12 protein-coding genes, 1 tRNA gene and 1 pseudogene are annotated in these 16,855 nt (G+C 43.4%); 10 read left to right on the forward strand and 4 right to left on the reverse strand.

From position 1 onward, the window contains the following. Positions 1 to 148: 148 nt before the first annotated feature. The 8 genes from RA086_RS05845 to argS all read left to right on the forward strand — a co-directional run bounded on the left by RA086_RS05845 (position 149) and on the right by argS (position 9,775). The gene (locus RA086_RS05845; protein WP_308702921.1) at positions 149 to 1,894 is read left to right on the forward strand and encodes an aryl-sulfate sulfotransferase; all 1,746 of its coding nucleotides are present in this window, start codon (positions 149 to 151) and stop codon (positions 1,892 to 1,894) included. Positions 1,895 to 2,172: 278 nt separating this feature from the next. Continuing rightward, positions 2,173 to 3,948 carry an SLC13 family permease gene (locus RA086_RS05850; protein ID WP_308702922.1) on the forward strand — a complete coding sequence of 592 codons (1,776 nt, stop codon included), beginning with the start codon at positions 2,173 to 2,175 and terminating at the stop codon, positions 3,946 to 3,948. Between the two features lie 314 nt (positions 3,949 to 4,262). Then, entirely contained in the window at positions 4,263 to 5,654 is a 1,392-nt protein-coding gene (locus RA086_RS05855) for an MATE family efflux transporter (RefSeq protein ID WP_308702923.1), read from the forward strand. A gap of 69 nt (positions 5,655 to 5,723) precedes the next feature. Next, positions 5,724 to 5,969 (forward strand): DUF2187 domain-containing protein, encoded by a 246-nt coding sequence (locus RA086_RS05860; RefSeq protein WP_308702924.1) that lies wholly within the window; start codon positions 5,724 to 5,726, stop codon positions 5,967 to 5,969. A gap of 61 nt (positions 5,970 to 6,030) precedes the next feature. Further along, a tRNA-Gly gene (locus tag RA086_RS05865) sits at positions 6,031 to 6,101 on the forward strand. A 108-nt stretch (positions 6,102 to 6,209) separates the two neighbouring features. Beyond that, positions 6,210 to 6,659, forward strand: coding sequence for a GNAT family N-acetyltransferase (locus RA086_RS05870; RefSeq protein WP_308704421.1), 450 nt, complete (start codon positions 6,210 to 6,212; stop codon positions 6,657 to 6,659). A 214-nt stretch (positions 6,660 to 6,873) separates the two neighbouring features. Continuing rightward, the gene (locus tag RA086_RS05875; RefSeq protein ID WP_308702925.1) at positions 6,874 to 7,734 is read left to right on the forward strand and encodes a hypothetical protein; all 861 of its coding nucleotides are present in this window, start codon (positions 6,874 to 6,876) and stop codon (positions 7,732 to 7,734) included. A gap of 352 nt (positions 7,735 to 8,086) precedes the next feature. Then, a complete protein-coding gene (gene argS, locus RA086_RS05880) occupies positions 8,087 to 9,775 on the forward strand; it encodes an arginine--tRNA ligase (protein WP_308702926.1) in 1,689 nt (562 codons plus the stop codon). 140 nt (positions 9,776 to 9,915) lie between these two features. Here the strand turns inward: argS and RA086_RS05885 are convergent, their stop codons facing one another. Further along, positions 9,916 to 10,785: a DegV family protein gene (locus RA086_RS05885; protein WP_308702927.1), complete on the reverse strand. Its 870-nt coding sequence runs from the start codon at positions 10,783 to 10,785 to the stop codon at positions 9,916 to 9,918. A gap of 811 nt (positions 10,786 to 11,596) precedes the next feature. On the opposite strand from RA086_RS05885, the gene RA086_RS05890 reads away from it, so the two are divergent. Continuing rightward, positions 11,597 to 13,588 carry an ABC transporter ATP-binding protein/permease gene (locus tag RA086_RS05890; protein WP_308702928.1) on the forward strand — a complete coding sequence of 664 codons (1,992 nt, stop codon included), beginning with the start codon at positions 11,597 to 11,599 and terminating at the stop codon, positions 13,586 to 13,588. Positions 13,589 to 13,705: 117 nt separating this feature from the next. Here RA086_RS05890 and RA086_RS05895 read toward each other — a convergent pair whose 3' ends face one another. The 3 genes from RA086_RS05895 to RA086_RS05905 form a co-directional block, all read right to left on the reverse strand. After that, positions 13,706 to 14,170 (reverse strand): VOC family protein, encoded by a 465-nt coding sequence (locus RA086_RS05895; protein WP_308702929.1) that lies wholly within the window; start codon positions 14,168 to 14,170, stop codon positions 13,706 to 13,708. 59 nt (positions 14,171 to 14,229) lie between these two features. Further along, positions 14,230 to 14,397 (reverse strand): hypothetical protein, encoded by a 168-nt coding sequence (locus tag RA086_RS05900; protein WP_308702930.1) that lies wholly within the window; start codon positions 14,395 to 14,397, stop codon positions 14,230 to 14,232. Positions 14,398 to 14,580: 183 nt separating this feature from the next. Then, positions 14,581 to 16,053: an aminotransferase-like domain-containing protein gene (locus RA086_RS05905; protein WP_308702931.1), complete on the reverse strand. Its 1,473-nt coding sequence runs from the start codon at positions 16,051 to 16,053 to the stop codon at positions 14,581 to 14,583. Positions 16,054 to 16,206: 153 nt separating this feature from the next. Here RA086_RS05905 and RA086_RS05910 point away from each other — a divergent pair. Then, positions 16,207 to 16,814: pseudogene (locus RA086_RS05910) on the forward strand (LysE/ArgO family amino acid transporter). Positions 16,815 to 16,855 lie beyond the last annotated feature (41 nt).

A 16,855-nucleotide genomic window follows, 5' to 3' on the forward strand; every position in this document is an offset into this window, starting at 1 on the left:
AAGACCATTTAAATCACGCTGCCTGCAATAAAGGCGACGGTTTGAATGGTTTTTGTCAGCTAGTTGCGTTGTAATAGCGTATGCTAGCAAGGGTCAAGAAAGAATCAGGCCTAATGAAACTAATTTTTATTGGAGGGAAGGTTGGCAAATGCGTAAAAAAGGACTTCTGACCACGCTCATATTAGTGGTTTTGATTGCGATTGGCGGTGTTTACGGGTATCAGCATCACCAAAATGCAACGACGAGTAGCACCAGTACCACAACTAGCAACGTTCGTTCGGCTGCGGCCACAAAAAAAGATATTAACACGCGATTAGTGAAGACCGAAATCGAGGCACAAAGCTCAGTCACGACGACCTTGAAAAAGGCGGTAGCGGATACAAGTCTTAATTTGGACAAAATGTACACCAAAGTTGATCCCTATGGGGTTTCGCCGCTATCCGCAGTTGCAATTTTTCACACGACTAAAGCTGCAAAAGTGAGCTATACGGTCGTTGGTAAAAGTAAAGGAACTTCGATTACTAACACAGAGAGCAAGTATGGGACAAGCCATAATTTAACAATCTTAGGCTTATATGCCGATTATAATAATACGGTGAATTTAAAGGTGACTTATAAAGATGGCACAACGACCACCAAGACGATTCATCTGAAAACCGCTAAGCTACCTACATCTTTGGCGAGTGTGAAAATCAATGTCACGAAGTCGAATAAGAATAAAATGGCGTTAGGAACAGGAAATTCTAAATTAACGTTTATGGTACGAACGACTATTTCGGGGACCAATCAAGCTAAAAATTATAGTTTTGGGATTGATGCCGATGGCGCTATTCGTTGGTATACTACCAAGCCAACGTCGCATATATTTAAGCAATTAACTAATGGTCATTTATTGATTTGGACTAAGTCTAAAAATAGTCATTCTTATTTCGATGAATTAGTCGAAATGGATTACACTGGGAAAGTCTATAAAACCTACAAATTTAATCATAAATCGTGGGGGAAGGCGAAAGGGTCCAAAAAGCAAAACCATAATCAAGTTCATCATGATGTGACAGAGTTACCCAATGGTGATTTGATTGCCACCGTCTCGGATGGTGGTCGGACTTATGTGGAAGACACGATGATCGTGATTTCACATAAAACCGGGAAGATTACCAAAGTAATTAATATGAAGAACTTGTTACCAACTAAATTTTATACGCAGTATCATGCCACTAGTTCGAGCAAATATATGGGTAAGCGTGACTGGTTCCACCAAAACTCGATTTATTATGATAAAACGGACGATAGTTTGATTATTTCTAGTCGTAATCAGAATTTAGTGATGAAAATCGATTACAAGACGGAAAAAATCAAGTGGATCCTTTCTAGTAAAAAGCGGTCCGCTTGGCCGAAGTCCTATCGTAAGTATCTGCTGAAAGCGACTGGCAAAATTTCCTGGCCAGGTGGGCAACATGCCGCAATTGTTGATCCGTCAAGCTTGGGCCAGAAAAATTCATTGAATGTGCTGATCTTTAACAATAATATTGCGGTCGGTGAGACCAAGTCCGCGTTGAAGAAATCCTCTGGCAAGTATTCTGAGGGGGTCGAGTACAAAATTAATGAGAAGACCAAGACGATTAAGCAAGTGAGCGCGTATGGTAAATCGCTTGGTAAAGCCAATTTTGCCAATATCATTGGGTCAAATCGTTATTTGAGTGCGGCCAATCGCCTGATCGACTTTGGCTGGCTCGACGGTGGGAAAGCTGCCAATGTGATCGAATACGATACGAAGACGAAAGAACAAGTCTTTAATGTCAAATTGACCAATTTAGGTTCTGGTGGCTATGTGTACCGCTCTGAACGGTTCTCACTCTATCCAACAAAACATCGTTATGGCATTAATGAATAGGAAGCCGTTAAACAAGGCGTCCGGGAGCTAATCCTGGACGCCTTTTTGTCTGGAAAAAGTGGCTTGACCAACCCTTTCGTTAAACAATTTCAACCAATGTTAACAAACTGGTCATAATTGCCATTTCTTAATGATTGATTGCTGAATTATTTCACACCGTGTCACTAATTTAGTCACATGATAAGGTTAAACTTAAACCTAAGTTGACTAAGCAAGGATTTGCCGGATTGATGTGTGCAAACTTGAAGCAGTAGATTTTAGTATTGGAGTGAAAGCGTATGACCGTCCAAATTGCAGTAGTTTTAGTGACGTTGCTCGTCACCTTCGTTTTGATGGCGATGGAAATTACGACCCCCAATGCAGTGATTCTGTGTGCGTTGAGCTTTTTGATGTTTGTGGGCATTTTGTCGCCGGCAGACGCCTTGGCCGGATTTGCGAATGATGGCCTAGCGACAATTGCCTTAATGTATATCGTGGCGTATGCAATTGCTAAAAGTAACTTGATCACGCGGTTATTCAATCAGATCTTAGGCAATGGGAAAAACGAACGCTTTTCATTGTTAAAACTTTTGGCAACGGTTAGTTTGATTTCGCCATTTATGAATAATACCCCAATTGTCTCGACACTAACGCCGATGGTTCAACGTTGGTGCAAGCAAAAGGGATTAGCCATTTCGAAATTTTTGATCCCGTTGTCATATGCCACAATCTTGAGTGGCTTATTGACTGTCTTAGGGACGTCCACAAATTTGGTGGCGCAAGGATTATTATCAAAATATCATTTAAAACAATTTGGGCTCTTTGATTTAGCAGTTGTTGGGATACCGATCACGATCGTGGGGCTCGTTTATTTGCTCACGGTCGGTTATAAATTATTGCCCACTTATCACGGGAGTTCAGTGGATGAGATCATGGCGGAACCGGATGATTATTTAATTGAAATGTCGATTGGTCCGGAGTTTGATTATTTGAATCGCACGGTCGCGGAGGCGAAATTACAGCATTTACAAAATGTTTTTCTGGCGGCCATCAATCGTCGCGGTCAAGCCATCGTGCCGGTGACGGATGGGACGATTTTGAGATTAGGCGACCGACTGTACTTTACGGGTTCAGTTGATTGTATCCAAGAGCTGTTGCAAATTAAAGGTTTGATTCCAAGCACTGAAAAAATTAATATGGCGGATGTCACTAACGAACGAGCGCGCTTAGTAGAAATTTCGATTCCAGACACTTCGAGCTTGATTAATCAAACCATCAAGTCATCTCAGTTTCGCAGTGTCTATGGCAGCGTAATCGTGGCGATTCACCGTAATTCGGTGCGATTACATGATCAAATTGGCCGGATTGCGCTAAAGGGCGGCGACAACATTGTGGCGATTACCAACAGTGAACCCGCGCAGTTAGAAGCAATGCCGGACTTACACGTCTTTAATGTTCAAACGGTGCAGTCCAATCGTAAAAGTTATAAAGATTTTTTACCAATTTTATTATTGGTGGCGACAATTTTGATTTCAACCTTGGGAATTGTTGATCTGTTTGTTGGTTTAGCGGCAACTTGTGTGTTACTTTTTGTGACAAAATGTGTCAGCATTAGTGATATCGTCAAGGCTGTCGATATGAATGTCTTATTCTTAGTTGCAAGCAGTTATGGGCTCGGTTTGGCCATGTCCAATGTTGGTGCGGACAAATTCATCGCAAAATTGATGGTGACGGTTGCCGGAACTTCGGCGCCATTAATCTACATGTTTCTGCTCTATTTTATAACGAATTTTTTAACGGCGATTTTATCGAATGCTGCGGCCATCTCGCTAATGTTTCCCATCGTGATTTCAGCGGCAAAAATCGTCAATTTACCGGTGATGATGTTGGTCATGTTGATTACGATTGCGGCGACGGCTGACTTTTCAACGCCAATTGGTTATCAAACCAATCTGATTGTCTATGGTCCCGGTCATTATAAGTTTACGGATTATTTTAAAGTAGGGATTCCACTCAACCTGATTTGTATGGTGATCTGTGTGTTTGTGACCTATTACGTTTATATCGTGGCTTAAATTAAAATCCTTCACCTTGAACTAATCGCTGAAATTAAGCGGCTAGCTCGGGGCTTTTTTAGCTATTTTGAACCGATTTCGACAAATGAGTGAGACCGTTCCTGGCCCAAAAGTGGCGTTGTCGTTTCCAGACGATAGGTATCAATCGTCCTTGAATTCACTTCATAAGATTACAAAATAATTACTTTTGTAATCTGGGGTAAATCACTAGTATTGCAGTGGTAAAGTTGTTATACTAACAAAGTTTGCTTGGGAGCTGACGGGAAAGAAAACGGTTACCAAGCCATATTTTAATAAACGAAAGGAGCGTAAAAATGAATGATTTAACGAAGGGGAAACCGTTAAAACTAATTTTTTGGTTTACGATTCCATTACTTATCGGAAATATTTTTCAACAATTTTATAGCTTATCAGATACATTAATTGTCGGCCAGACGTTAGGCGTTAAAGCCCTAGCTGCCGTCGGATCTACTGGGAGTGTCCAATTCTTAATTATTGGCTTTGCCCAAGGCTTGACGGCTGGGTTGTCGATTTTAACGGCCCAACACTATGGTGCTAAAGATTTTAAGGGTGTACGCCGAAGTTTTGCCATCAGTATCGTTGTCAGTTTGATTGTGGGCATTATTTTAACAATCGTGTCACTGATTTTTGTCGATCATATTTTAGTTTTAATGCAAACACCGAAAGATATTATTGCGGATGCGCGAACCTTTTTACAGATCATGTTGGGTGGCATGCTAGCGCCGATAGCGTTTAACTTACTTTCCAACATCATTCGTGCGCTCGGAGACAGTCGGACGCCCTTATGGTTCCTGATTATCAGTTCGTTGATCAATATTGGTTTGGAATTACTATTTATTTTGGGCTTCCATTGGGGCATTGCCGGGGCTGGCTGGGCGACTATTTTAGCGCAGCTCATTGCAACCTTGATGTGTGTGGTCTATATCGTTGCCCGAGTCCCAATTCTGCACATTGGTCGGCGTCACTTTAAGTTACGTTTGCCAGAAGTTAGTGCCCATTTGAAGGTCGGTTTGCCGATGGCGTTTCAAATGTCAATTATTGCCATTGGGACGATCGTGCTCCAAGCAGCGTTAAACAGTTTGGGGACGAATTCAGTGGCCGCGACGACTGCTGCTCAAAAGATTGACCAAGTTGCCACTCAGCCGTTGATGTCCTTTGGCGTCACCATGGCCACCTTTGCTGCCCAGAATTTTGGCGCTCATCAATATGACCGTATCGTCAAAGGGGTCAAACAGACCATGTGGCTTTCAGGCAGTTTCAGTGTTGCCGCTGGGTTGATTGAGATCATTTGGGGAAAGCAACTCGTCGGACTATTCGTGGGTCATCAGGATATGGCGGTCTTAAACCTCTCCCAAACGTATTTTAATGTGATTGGGAGCACGTACATCTTGCTTTCGATGTTGTTTATTATGCGGAACACGTTACAAGGCTTAGGCCGTTCCGCAATTCCAACTTTGGCTGGGGCCGCAGAACTATTCATGCGAGTCTTTGCTGCGCTGATTATGGTCCGGTTATTGGGCTATCCAGGGGCTTGTTCGTCAGAACCCTTAGCTTGGTTAGGGTCGGTAGCGGTTTTGTTGCCAGCTTACTTAAAAGCGGTTCGCGAATTACGTCATTTGGCACGCTCAGAACGGCACAATCAAGAAGAAACAGCGCCAGTCATGGAAGCATCCGTAAAAAATTAATATTTTTGCTTGCAACTAAGGCAGTTATTTGATAATATTTGTTATCAATTTGAATGAAGGAGTTTTCTAATGGCGGTAGAATTAAAAATTGGCGATTACGTCCAAGGTAAAAAGTTTGCTTCACTTGAACACGATTTTAAGGGTGAAATTGAAAAAGTATATGAAAACTCAGTTTTAATCTTAATCAAGGAATACACGAAATCTGATGAACCAATTGTTAATGAATATAATCATCGTGCCGTGGTCCGTAAAGGGGACGTCAAGATGATTAAAGCGGGACCAGCACCAGTTGAGGTTCCTGAACCAGAAGCTTAATTTTTTCAATTTAGCGATGACAAGGCAGAAAATATATGCTATACTATTTTCTGTTGTCAATGCGGGTGTAGTTTAGTGGTAAAATACAAGCTTCCCAAGCTTGAGTCGCGAGTCCGATTCTCGTCACCCGCTTAAAATCCATCTCGGCCGACTAGTAACTTGGAAATCAGGTTGCTAGTTTTTTTATATCATTTTTTTGAAGTCGGTCCAGCGTGGCTACTAGCTGATTGGAGGACTATGATGAAATTTGAAAGCTATCAATTTGACGACTTAACACCACGTCAAATTTATGAAATCTATCACTTGCGAGTGGCAATTTTTGTTGTCGAACAAAGTTGTGCGTACCAAGAAGTTGATGAGACGGATTTGTCGGCCAGACACTTACTCGGAACGGATGCCAACGGTCAGTTAGTTGCTTATGCACGACTGATGCAAGAACCGCAGCAACAGGCGCGTTTTGGCCGGATCATCGTGCGTAAAACTGCTCGTGGCGCCGGTAATGGTCAAGCGCTTATCAGAGCGGCCATCCACCAAATTCGTTGCTTGTGGCCAGCCACCACGCAAATCAACATTCAAGCACAGCATTATTTGGATCGTTTTTATCGGTCATTTGGTTTTGTGCCGGTCTCAGCAGTTTATTTAGAAGATGGCATTCCGCATCAAGATATGATCCTAAAAATTAATGATTGAACTTAGTGGCGGCGACCTAGTCTTATTTCCGGTAGCGGGAATTAAGCAAATTGAACGCTTAGTGACAGGTCACTATTTATAAACTAAATCATACTAAAAAATCGTTTTGAGCTTAAAGCTTGCAACGATTTTTTTGTGGGCGCAATCAATTGAAGTTGTCCTTGCAAGCGTTACACTTATAACCATTAAAGACTAAGTTTGGGGGAATGGGGCAATGACGACAACACAGAAACTAACGACAACGGCAATGCAAACTTTGGTAGGACAATTACAGATGGTTGGGGCAAAGGTACGGTTGGTCCCCATCGTACGGCTGATCATTGGATTTGAAAAGACGACTAAGTTGAGTGTGCCAGGAACCGCGATTCGCGCACTAACTTTGGTTCCTGCTAAAACTGTGTTAGATGGGGTCACCCTGGCTGGCTTTCAGCTGAGACTCGCGACGGCGCAACTGCCAGCGGCGACCATTGACCGGTTGCAGGCGACCGCAGATGTGACCAGCTTGACCGTGATCACGATTCATCAAACGGTGGTATATCATGTTCAGTGGTCACCTTTATCGGACGAATTCGCAGCCAATTTGAATCAATTTTATACGACAACCGCGGATGAGTTAGAACTTGCGACCAAGCTGCGTCGTTCTTATGATTGGCCAGCAATTTTACGTGCCGCTTTGATCCCAGAACATTTTGAAACCATGGTCGCGGCGTTGTTAGCGGCCAAATTGCCGGGTCACTATACGGCCAACGATTTTAGAACTTATCTCCGTCATCAGATTGATACCATGCAAGCCGTGTCACCAGCGACAGAACGCTCATCATATTTATTGATTCGTCAAATTGCGACGGATGCAGACCGACCAAGTTGGGAATCGGTGGTTTACCATCCCAATGTGGCCGAGCAACCACTTTCAAATCTGGAAACGATGCCGTACGCCCAATTGCTGGCGTTGCCGGTATGGGTAGCGAATGGGGCTGACTTTTGGGAGGGCCTGGCTTGGTTACTCTGGAAAATGGCATTTGCCGGGGTTCAAAAAGGCCAGCGACTAGCAACGATTCGCGCACTAGCGGATTAATCTCGATAGTGGGCCGCACTAACGGTTAGTGGCAATTGAAAAAGTCATTGAAAACCACGGCTAACGCTAGTCAAATGGTGTAATCTCTGTTATACTAACGCATGTTAAAAACTCGTCTAATGAGAAAGAAAAAGTAAATCAGTTAAAGCTGCCAAGCAAGTCTGGGATGATGGAAGCCAGATCAGCGGACTGATTGAAGCGCGCTTTTGAAGACTACAATTTAAATAATAAGTGGATATTATATCAATTAGAGTGGTACCGCGGGAAATCTCGTCTCTTACATGTTTAAGTTAATGTGTAGGGGACTTTTTTTGTCCAGCCGCGGGCTACGCCGCAATTCAAGGAGGAAAATATGGATTACAAACAACAAGTTGCTGCGACTTTAGCACCAGCATTGCCAGAATTAACTGAGGCTGATATTTTAGCCAAAATTGAACAGCCCAAAACATCAAAACAAGGGGATTTAGCTTTCCCTACGTTTACCTTGGCAAAAATCATGCACAAGGCACCGCAAATGATTGCGGGAGAGGTCGTTGAAAAAATTGACCAGACGGACTTTGAAAAAGTCGTTGCGATGGGGCCATATGTGAACTTCTTCTTCAAGAAAGCCGATTTTTCAGCTGATATTTTAGCGCAAATTTTGACTGATGGGGCGCATTTTGGTGATGCCAAATTGGGTCACGCCGGTCAGGTCCCCATTGACATGTCTTCACCTAATATTGCCAAGCCAATTTCGATGGGCCATTTGCGTTCAACGGTTATCGGTAATTCATTGGCTAATATCTTAACCAAGATCGACTATAAACCAGTTAAAATCAATCATTTAGGTGACTGGGGGACACAATTTGGTAAGCTGATCACCGCGTATAAGATGTGGGGTAGTGAAGCTGAAGTCAAGGCCGACCCGATTAATAACTTATTGAAATATTATGTCCGTTTCCACAAAGAAGATGTGGCTCATCCTGAAATGGATGATGAAGCCCGGGAATGGTTCAAAAAGTTGGAAAATGGCGATGAAGAAGCCCTGACTTTATGGAAATGGTTCCGTTCTGAATCATTAAAAGCGTTCAAGAAGATTTATCAACGGTTAGATATTGAATTCGATTCATTTAAAGGGGAAGCCTTTTACAATGATAAAATGGATGAGATTGTTGATATTTTGGAATCAAAGAACTTGCTACACGAAAGTCAAGGTGCCGAAGTTGTTGATTTGAGTAAATATGACTTAAATCCCGCTTTGATTAAAAAGTCAGATGGCGCGACCTTGTATATTACACGGGATTTGGCGGCTGCCTTATACCGGAAGCGGACTTATGATTTTGTTCAATCTTTATATGTCGTTGGTAATGAACAGACGAACCATTTCAAGCAATTGAAGGCTGTTTTAAAAGAAATGGGCTTTGACTGGTCAGATGAAATTCATCATATTCCATTCGGTTTAATTACATCCAATGGGAAGAAACTTTCAACGCGGAGTGGTCGTGTCATCTTGTTGGATAAAGTCTTGGACGATGCGGTTGAACTTGCCCATCAACAAATTGACCAAAAGAATCCAGATTTAGCCCACAAAGATGCCGTCGCGGATGCGGTTGGGATTGGTGCGGTCGTCTTTCATGATTTGAAGAATGAACGGATGAACAGTTTTGACTTTAATTTGGAAGAAGTCGTTCGTTTCGAAGGCGAAACGGGGCCTTACGTCCAATATGCGCATGCACGTGCTGAAAGTATCTTACGAAAATCTGGTCAGCCTGATTTAGCTACAACGGGTCAACAATTAAGTGATCCAGCGGCTTGGGATACGTTGAAGTTACTGAGTGAATTCCCAGCAACGATTGTACGAGCTAGTGGCGACTATGAACCATCCGTGATTGCCAAATATGCGATTCATTTAGCGAAAGCTTTCAACAAGTATTATGGCAACACGAAGATTTTAGTGGAAGATGATGAATTGACCGCACGCTTAGCCTTAGTGAAGAGTGTCAGCATCGTCTTGAAAGAAGCTTTACGCCTATTGGGTGTTAAAGCACCGGATGAAATGTAAATTACGCAATTTGTTAGAAATAACATCTTTGGGATAAAAAAAGCCTCGCAGAAAGTTTAAAAATTCTGCGAGGCTTTTTTTATCTGGCGAAACGCGTCTAAATATGATGGCTACAACACATCAGTACTATTAAATTTAGATTAATGCCGTATCTGATCGCCCATAGCAAATGCAGCCACACAACCAAATCCAGTATGACTTGAAATCGTCATCCCAATCGGATAAATGTGAACATCTGCGGTACTGATCTTTTCAATAATCCGAGCCTTAACAATTTTTGCCGCCGCAAAATCACCGCTGGTAGTCACAATAATCGGTTGGGTTGGATCACTTTGCATCGCAGCAAGTGTTTTATCAGCCAATTCAAATAATGATTTCCTACGTGTCCTTGTTTTAAAAACGAGTCGTAATTTACCTTCAGGATCAACATCTAAGATTGGTTTTACCCGCAATAATGTTCCCAAAGCGGCTGAGGTTCTGGAAATCCGACCACCGTGATAAAGGTAATTTAGATTATCGACGGTAAACCAAGATTGAAGGCGCATTTTATTTTCATCAAACCAGTTGACGAACTCGTCTAAAGTCGCGCCAGACTTTTGCAACTTGATGGCCTGAAGAACCAACAAACCTTCACCACCACTGGCCGCTAGTGTGTCCACAATGCGAATGTCAGCGTTTGGATAAGTTTCCAACAACATTTCTCGAGCTTGATGGGCACTCGACATTGAGCCGCTGAGTCCGCCAGAGAATCCCACGTAAACCATGGGAATCTTTTTTTCAACGTATGGTTTAAAGAATTCAAAGTACTCACCAACATTTACTTGGGTTGTCGTTGGCATCATTCCAGCTTGAATCTTTTGATAAAAGTCATTGATATCATAACTTTTCCCAAAATCATTGATTAAATCTTGATCACCAAGCTTTGTATGAAAGCTAATGGCCGTTACATGACCTGCCGTCAAAGTTGCCAACGGTAAATCACACTCTGAATCAGTCAGTATTTGATACATTCTCCAGCCCCCTTATGGTTGGGCAATTAATATTTTGGTTCCCAAATAATCATACCATGTATTTTCAGACTTAATGGGCTTTTAAACTAAATGAGTGACGCAATTAAAACCTCAAATAGCTTATCACCGTTTTTTTATGACTGCAACTGCGGATAGTTGAAAAACTTGATGCTGCTAATCTCAAAAGGATAACTCGTTTGACGTGATCAAGCCGTCATATTTCTAGTGCATCGTTGCGGTCATATTTAAGATAAGGCCTTAATTGTCCGTCTCCGTTGACCAGCTCGTTTGCTGTGGGGCAGTCCTGCAGCCAAAAATTGGTCTGCAGGGCGCTTTTAAGCCGAAGTTCACGTCTTAAAAGTCGGCCCAGACACTAACCTGGGTAAAACCGCCCAGCTAAGTGTCTCGACACGGTAAACGAGCTGGTCAACTCCGACGTCAAATAGTGATTTATTAAAAAGGATATTGATAAAATCAGTATCAACGAAAGGTCAATTACGGTAGAGTCACTAATTTAGCGCAGGGCGGGCTGGATGATGCTCAGTGGTGAAATTTTCATTTGCTGGTGAACTTCCAGCTTAGGAAAAGCCCGGCTTGTGAGACCGACCTTTGGCTCACAAACGTGGCCCACCACGTTCCAGCATCAGTCCAGCCCAACCGGAGTGGCAACTTATAAATATAATGGCGACATCACACCAGATTAAGCTTGATTCGGAAACTTTCAAGACCAAAACGATCCTGGCCCCTTTAACAAAATGACATGCTAAGCTGACGATAGTATGGGTCGATTGGCAAAAGTGGGGGCATGGTCATGAGTTATTTGGAATTGAAAGACATTCATAAATCATATTATATTGGGAAGACTGCTTATCCAGTGTTAAAGGGACTTAATTTAAATTTTGACCTTGGTGAATTTGTGACTATCTTGGGGGAATCCGGTGGTGGTAAATCAACTTTAATGAATATTATTGGGGGCTTGGATCGGGACTTTACTGGCACAGTTAAGTTGCAAGGGCAGCCCCTGGATCACCATCATGAACATCAATTGGATCAATATCGGCGAGAAACGATTGGGTATATTTATCAAGCCTATAATTTAATTAGTCATTTGAATGTGTTAGATAATGTGATGCTGTCACTGGATATGACTCGTTTATCGCGGGCAGCACGGTTGAAACGTGCTCGTGGATTGCTCAATCAGGTCGGACTGACTGATCAATTGAAAAAATATCCCAGTCAACTATCCGGTGGCCAGAAGCAACGGGTAGCCATTGCGCGCGCGCTGGCAAGTGATCCACAAGTCATTATTGCGGATGAACCTACCGGGGCGCTGGATTCACAAAACACCGCGGAAGTTTTGGCAATCTTGCAGAAGATTGCGGCTAACGGGCGACTTGTCATCTGTGTCACACACTCCAGCACGGTTGCGCATGCCGGGACGCGAGTGGTGCAATTGACGGATGGTAAAATTACCGATGATCAAGTCATCCGAGCGCCAGCCAAAGTGACTAAGTCGCGGGCCAAATTAGCTTCGCGGCCATTACCTTGGCACATTTCATTATTAACTGCGTTTAAACATTTGCGACATACTTGGACTTGGAACGCTTTGATCGTGCTAGGAACCGCAATTGGGCTCTTTGCAGTCATGCTTTTCATTGGCTTGGGAAACGGGTTAAAGGGTTATATTAATCATCAAATAAATTCGTTAGTTGATCCGCAGTCAATTACCGTAATGCGGTATGTCGATAGTACTAAAGATCAAGAAGAACAATTTGCGGCGCAGGCCGATCCAAGTGCGGCCGGCAGCTTCGCCACGCACATGCCTACTTTTTCAACGAGTCAGGTGACTGAATTACAGCACCTAACTCATGTGGTGAAAGTTGAACCGGGGATTGCTGCGAATGATGCGATGATTACGATTGGCAAGACGAGTTACTCAGCGCCACAATTAACGACGTGGACTAGTGCGAATCAGACCTCTGCGTTAAAGGCCGGGCACTTGGCCGGTAATAATCAAATCATTTTAGATCAACAATCTATCGCGCAAAAATGGTCGGCTAACAATTGGCGCAAACTGGTTGGTCAAAAGGTTACTGTGGCTTATCGGACTTTGAACAGTCAAAATCAACTAGTGACGGTGCAACGACAATTAACGGTGGCCGGGATTGCAGCTTCATCAACTGGAGCGGGTCTGAATGCCATCAATTATGAAACGATGCAGTCAATGCGCGCAGCGGCAAAAGTCACGACGCAACCAACGTTTGTGACGGTCCGTATCAAAAATCGACAACAGAATGAAGCGGTTGTGAGTGCAATTAATCATTTGAAGGTTAATGGTCAGCAACAGTTTGCGGCAACGAGTATTTCCTCAGCATTGGCCACCGTTAACACTTACGTTAACTTGGCTACCATGATTTTAGCAGCTATTGCGGGGATTTCATTACTTGTTTCAGCCTTAATGATCATCGTCACAATGTTTATGTCCGTGAGTGCCCGGATGAAAGAAATTGGGATCTTACGTTCATTGGGTGAAAGTCGACGGGATATTCGGCGACTCTTTACGAGTGAGTCATTGATGTTAGGCGTGTTGAGTGCAATTCTCGCGACAGGCTTGGCATACGGTATTGGCCTAGGGCTAAACCAGATCCTTTACCGAATTGCGGGTTATAATTTAGTTCAATTAGAATTTAGCAATGTGGTTGTGATCTTCATAATCGCATTAGTCATTGCTTGGTTGGCAGCAATTTTACCCGCTCGACGGGCAGCGCGCTTGAATCCAATTACGGCATTAGCTACGGAATAGTCAGTTGCCGACTTTTGAAAGAGACGTGTGAGATATTAATAATTGAAGCAAAAAAATGATTGATAGCGACTCAAATTACTGAGGGCTTATCAATCATTTTTTGCTGACTTTAAGTAATTATTTTGCGGCAACTAGCGCAGCAATTTCAATTTTTTTCATTTTCATCATAGCTTGGATCTGGGCAGGTGATTGAGTTAATTCGCGCATGTTTTTGGGGACGATTTGCCAAGAAATCCCAAATTGATCTTTCGCCCAACCACATTGTTCGGCCGTTGGGTCGGCGGACAGTTTTGACCAATAATAGTCGATTTCTACTTGATCAGCGCACTCAATGGTGAATGAAATTGCTTCGTTAATTCTAAAGACTGGACCGCCGTCTAATCCCATGAACTTTTGACCATTGAGGGTGAAAACAGCCGTGAGCACTTTACCAGCCATGCCTTCAAAATGAGCGTCCAATTCGCTGTCGGGGTAACGGGTCAGGCTTTCAAGCGTTGAATTCGGAAAAACTGACAGATAGTAGTTGATGGCCGCTTCACAGTTGTTATCTGCGAACCATAAACTTGGCACGATTGCAGTCATAAAATGCCTCCAATAATAGTTGTGCATAGTTTAACTGAACTTGAAAGCGAATACAAGGATTAAGCTGAAAATGGCCGAAACGTGGCATGCTTGGTCTCATATTCCGTTAATTTGGCAATTCTAGCCCCACGAAATTCAATGACTGAAACGCCATCAAAGTCGATGATGGTAGTTTCACGAGCTTTGAAATACCATTCAACGACGAAACAGTGTTCATCGACCGTCAAAATTCGGGTAATATCCCAACGAAGGACCATTTAAATGGGGAGTTGGTGAGCTAACCACTGTTGTAATTCTGCTAGGCCCTGATAAGTTGCACCATAACATTCGTGATAAGCCACATCTGATGTGAAAAAGGTCAGTTATTAGTTAACCAGCACTTGAAGTGGGCGCGAATGAGTTGTTCTTGATTAAGCTTGGTCATGATGATCTCCTGGGAAGTTTTCGCTAATTAGGTCAGTTAAAATCTTAATACCGCGTTCAAAACGAGCCGTTGATTCATATGAAAAGCTGAGTCGAATATTTTGATTGGGTTGAAAGTCATAAATATTACCAGGATTAAAGAGCACATTTTGAGCAGTTGCCAAATCGAATAGTTTCGGAATGTTGATGCGGTCGGCTAAGCGAATCCACAAGTAGAAACCACCAGTTGGCGCTTGCCAAGTTGCGATACCGTGGCCCCAATATCGTTGCAAAATAGCTTGCGCTGCGGCGGCCTTTTTGGCCAGCACGGCGCGGAAATTGGCTTGATAAGTTTCATAATCTGGGTCAGCCAAAATTTCGGCTAAGACTAATTGTGATAGTGAACTGGCGCCATAGTCGGTTTGCATCCGCACGTCGGTCAAACGGTCGATAACTGGCTTCGAAGCGACCGTCCAGCCAAGCCGCAAGCCGGGGGCTAATGATTTCGAAATACTGCCAAAGTAGATGACATTGCCGGTGGTATCGAGAGCTTTCAACGGTTTAGGCGGCTGTTGTGCAAACCAAACATCTTGGTAAGCGGCATCTTCTAAGATGGGGATTTGATGTTCTTGTGCATAGGCCAAGACCTGTTCACGACGTTCGGCACTCATCACGATGCCAGTCGGATTATTGAAAGTGGGAATGGTATACATAATGGCGTGGGACGTTTTGAGCGGTGGCGTGATTTGCCAATAAGCCATGCCTTGATTGTCCATCGGTACCCCGGCCAAATGGGTATGGGCGGATTGAAAGACTTGCAGCGACTTGACGTAAGTCGGGGCTTCCGTATAAATTGTCGCGTCTTTAGGAAATAGCGATACTGAAACAAGCTGTAGCGCCTGTAATGAGCCGGAGGTAATCAAAATATTTTCCGGTTGCGTCTGAATGCCGACCTTAGCTAAATGCCGGGCAATTTGTTGCCGCAGCGCCAAGATGCCAGCGGGCTCAGTATAGTTTAAGCTAGTCAAGTTGGCGCCCAGTTTAGCGAAAGCTTTTTGAAATAGGGCTCGTGGAAATTGTTCGGGAGCTGGTTCACCGGTGCTGAGTCGAATGACGGCATCGGTTTCAAATTGATTGATCTTTTGGAGCGCGTGCGTATTTGGTTTAAATTGACCGGCTCGGACATATTGTGACCAGTTCACGTGTTCGGCGAGTAGGCTGGACCAGTGATTGCCGGAGACCATCATCCCAGAACCGGGATTGCTCGTAATCAAGCCGACCGCAATCAATTCATCTAACGCCGTGATCAGCGTACTGCGATTGACCCCGAATTGTGTGGCGAGCTTTCTTTGGGACGGTAATTTGGCGCCCATCGGCCAGTCGCCACTTGCAATGGCTTGTTGAAAATAATTGGTAATTTGTTGGTAGATCGGTGTAGCGGCCTGTTTATCAGGTTGCCACGTCAGTTGAATCGTAGACATGCGGACATCACTCCTAAATGGTTGGTTTAAAAAGTCACAATTGGTTGGGGACAAAGTTAATTATCTCCATTATAATCATCTCATGATTTAAAGCCAGTTAAGCGATATTGATTTTTTTATGACTAAATTGGTTGGATAGGAGTTGTGAGATTGATGCAAGTGTTTTTACAAGGATTATTATTTGGGGTCGCGTATATCGCACCTATTGGCATGCAAAACTTGTTCGTGGTTTCAACGGCCATCGAGCAACCTTTAAAACGAGCCTTACAAGTGGCACTCATCGTGATTGGTTTTGATACCTCGTTATCATTAGCTTGTTTCTATGGGATTGGTAAGTTGCTACAAACAACGCCCTGGCTGGAATTAGCGGTTTTATTAATTGGCAGTTTACTGGTCTTTTACATTGGCTGGGGCTTGGTCCGACAAAAAGAAGTTGCGATGGGGACCATGGACACGAATTTTTCATACAAAGCAGCGGTCGTTACCGCCTTTTCAGTGGCTTGGTTGAATCCGCAAGCTTTAATTGATGGTTCAGTATTATTGGGTGCTTTTAGAGTATCTTACCTGATAACTTGACCCATTTTTTCATGTTAGGAGTCATTGTGGCTTCCGTGACGTGGTTTATTGGTCTGACTGGATTGATTAGTAAATTCAAGCATTTAATGCAGCCTAGGGTTTTATTGTGGATCAATCGTGTCTGTGGCATCGTGATTATTTTGTATGGGGTGAAATTATTGGCGACCTTTGTCACTAAAATATAGTTGCGGACCAGCGTCACAATCGGTATGCTAGTCATATTGGA

Origin of the sequence: Lactiplantibacillus brownii, from assembly GCF_031085375.1 — a bacterium.
In the GTDB taxonomy this organism is placed as follows: Bacteria; Bacillota; Bacilli; order Lactobacillales; family Lactobacillaceae; genus Lactiplantibacillus; species Lactiplantibacillus brownii.

Bases quoted from the DNA above. Each gene is read 5' to 3' on its own strand.
- RA086_RS05890 (WP_308702928.1), top strand. From the start codon at position 11,597: ATGAGTTATTTGGAATTGAAAGACATTCATAAATCATATTATATTGGG.
- RA086_RS05845 (WP_308702921.1), top strand. From the start codon at position 149: ATGCGTAAAAAAGGACTTCTGACCACGCTCATATTAGTGGTTTTGATT.
- argS (WP_308702926.1), top strand. From the start codon at position 8,087: ATGGATTACAAACAACAAGTTGCTGCGACTTTAGCACCAGCATTGCCA.
- RA086_RS05870 (WP_308704421.1), top strand. From the start codon at position 6,210: ATGAAATTTGAAAGCTATCAATTTGACGACTTAACACCACGTCAAATT.
- RA086_RS05875 (WP_308702925.1), top strand. From the start codon at position 6,874: ATGACGACAACACAGAAACTAACGACAACGGCAATGCAAACTTTGGTA.
- RA086_RS05905 (WP_308702931.1), bottom strand. From the start codon at position 16,053: ATGTCTACGATTCAACTGACGTGGCAACCTGATAAACAGGCCGCTACA.
- RA086_RS05860 (WP_308702924.1), top strand. From the start codon at position 5,724: ATGGCGGTAGAATTAAAAATTGGCGATTACGTCCAAGGTAAAAAGTTT.
- RA086_RS05850 (WP_308702922.1), top strand. From the start codon at position 2,173: ATGACCGTCCAAATTGCAGTAGTTTTAGTGACGTTGCTCGTCACCTTC.
- RA086_RS05885 (WP_308702927.1), bottom strand. From the start codon at position 10,785: ATGTATCAAATACTGACTGATTCAGAGTGTGATTTACCGTTGGCAACT.
- RA086_RS05895 (WP_308702929.1), bottom strand. From the start codon at position 14,170: ATGACTGCAATCGTGCCAAGTTTATGGTTCGCAGATAACAACTGTGAA.
- RA086_RS05855 (WP_308702923.1), top strand. From the start codon at position 4,263: ATGAATGATTTAACGAAGGGGAAACCGTTAAAACTAATTTTTTGGTTT.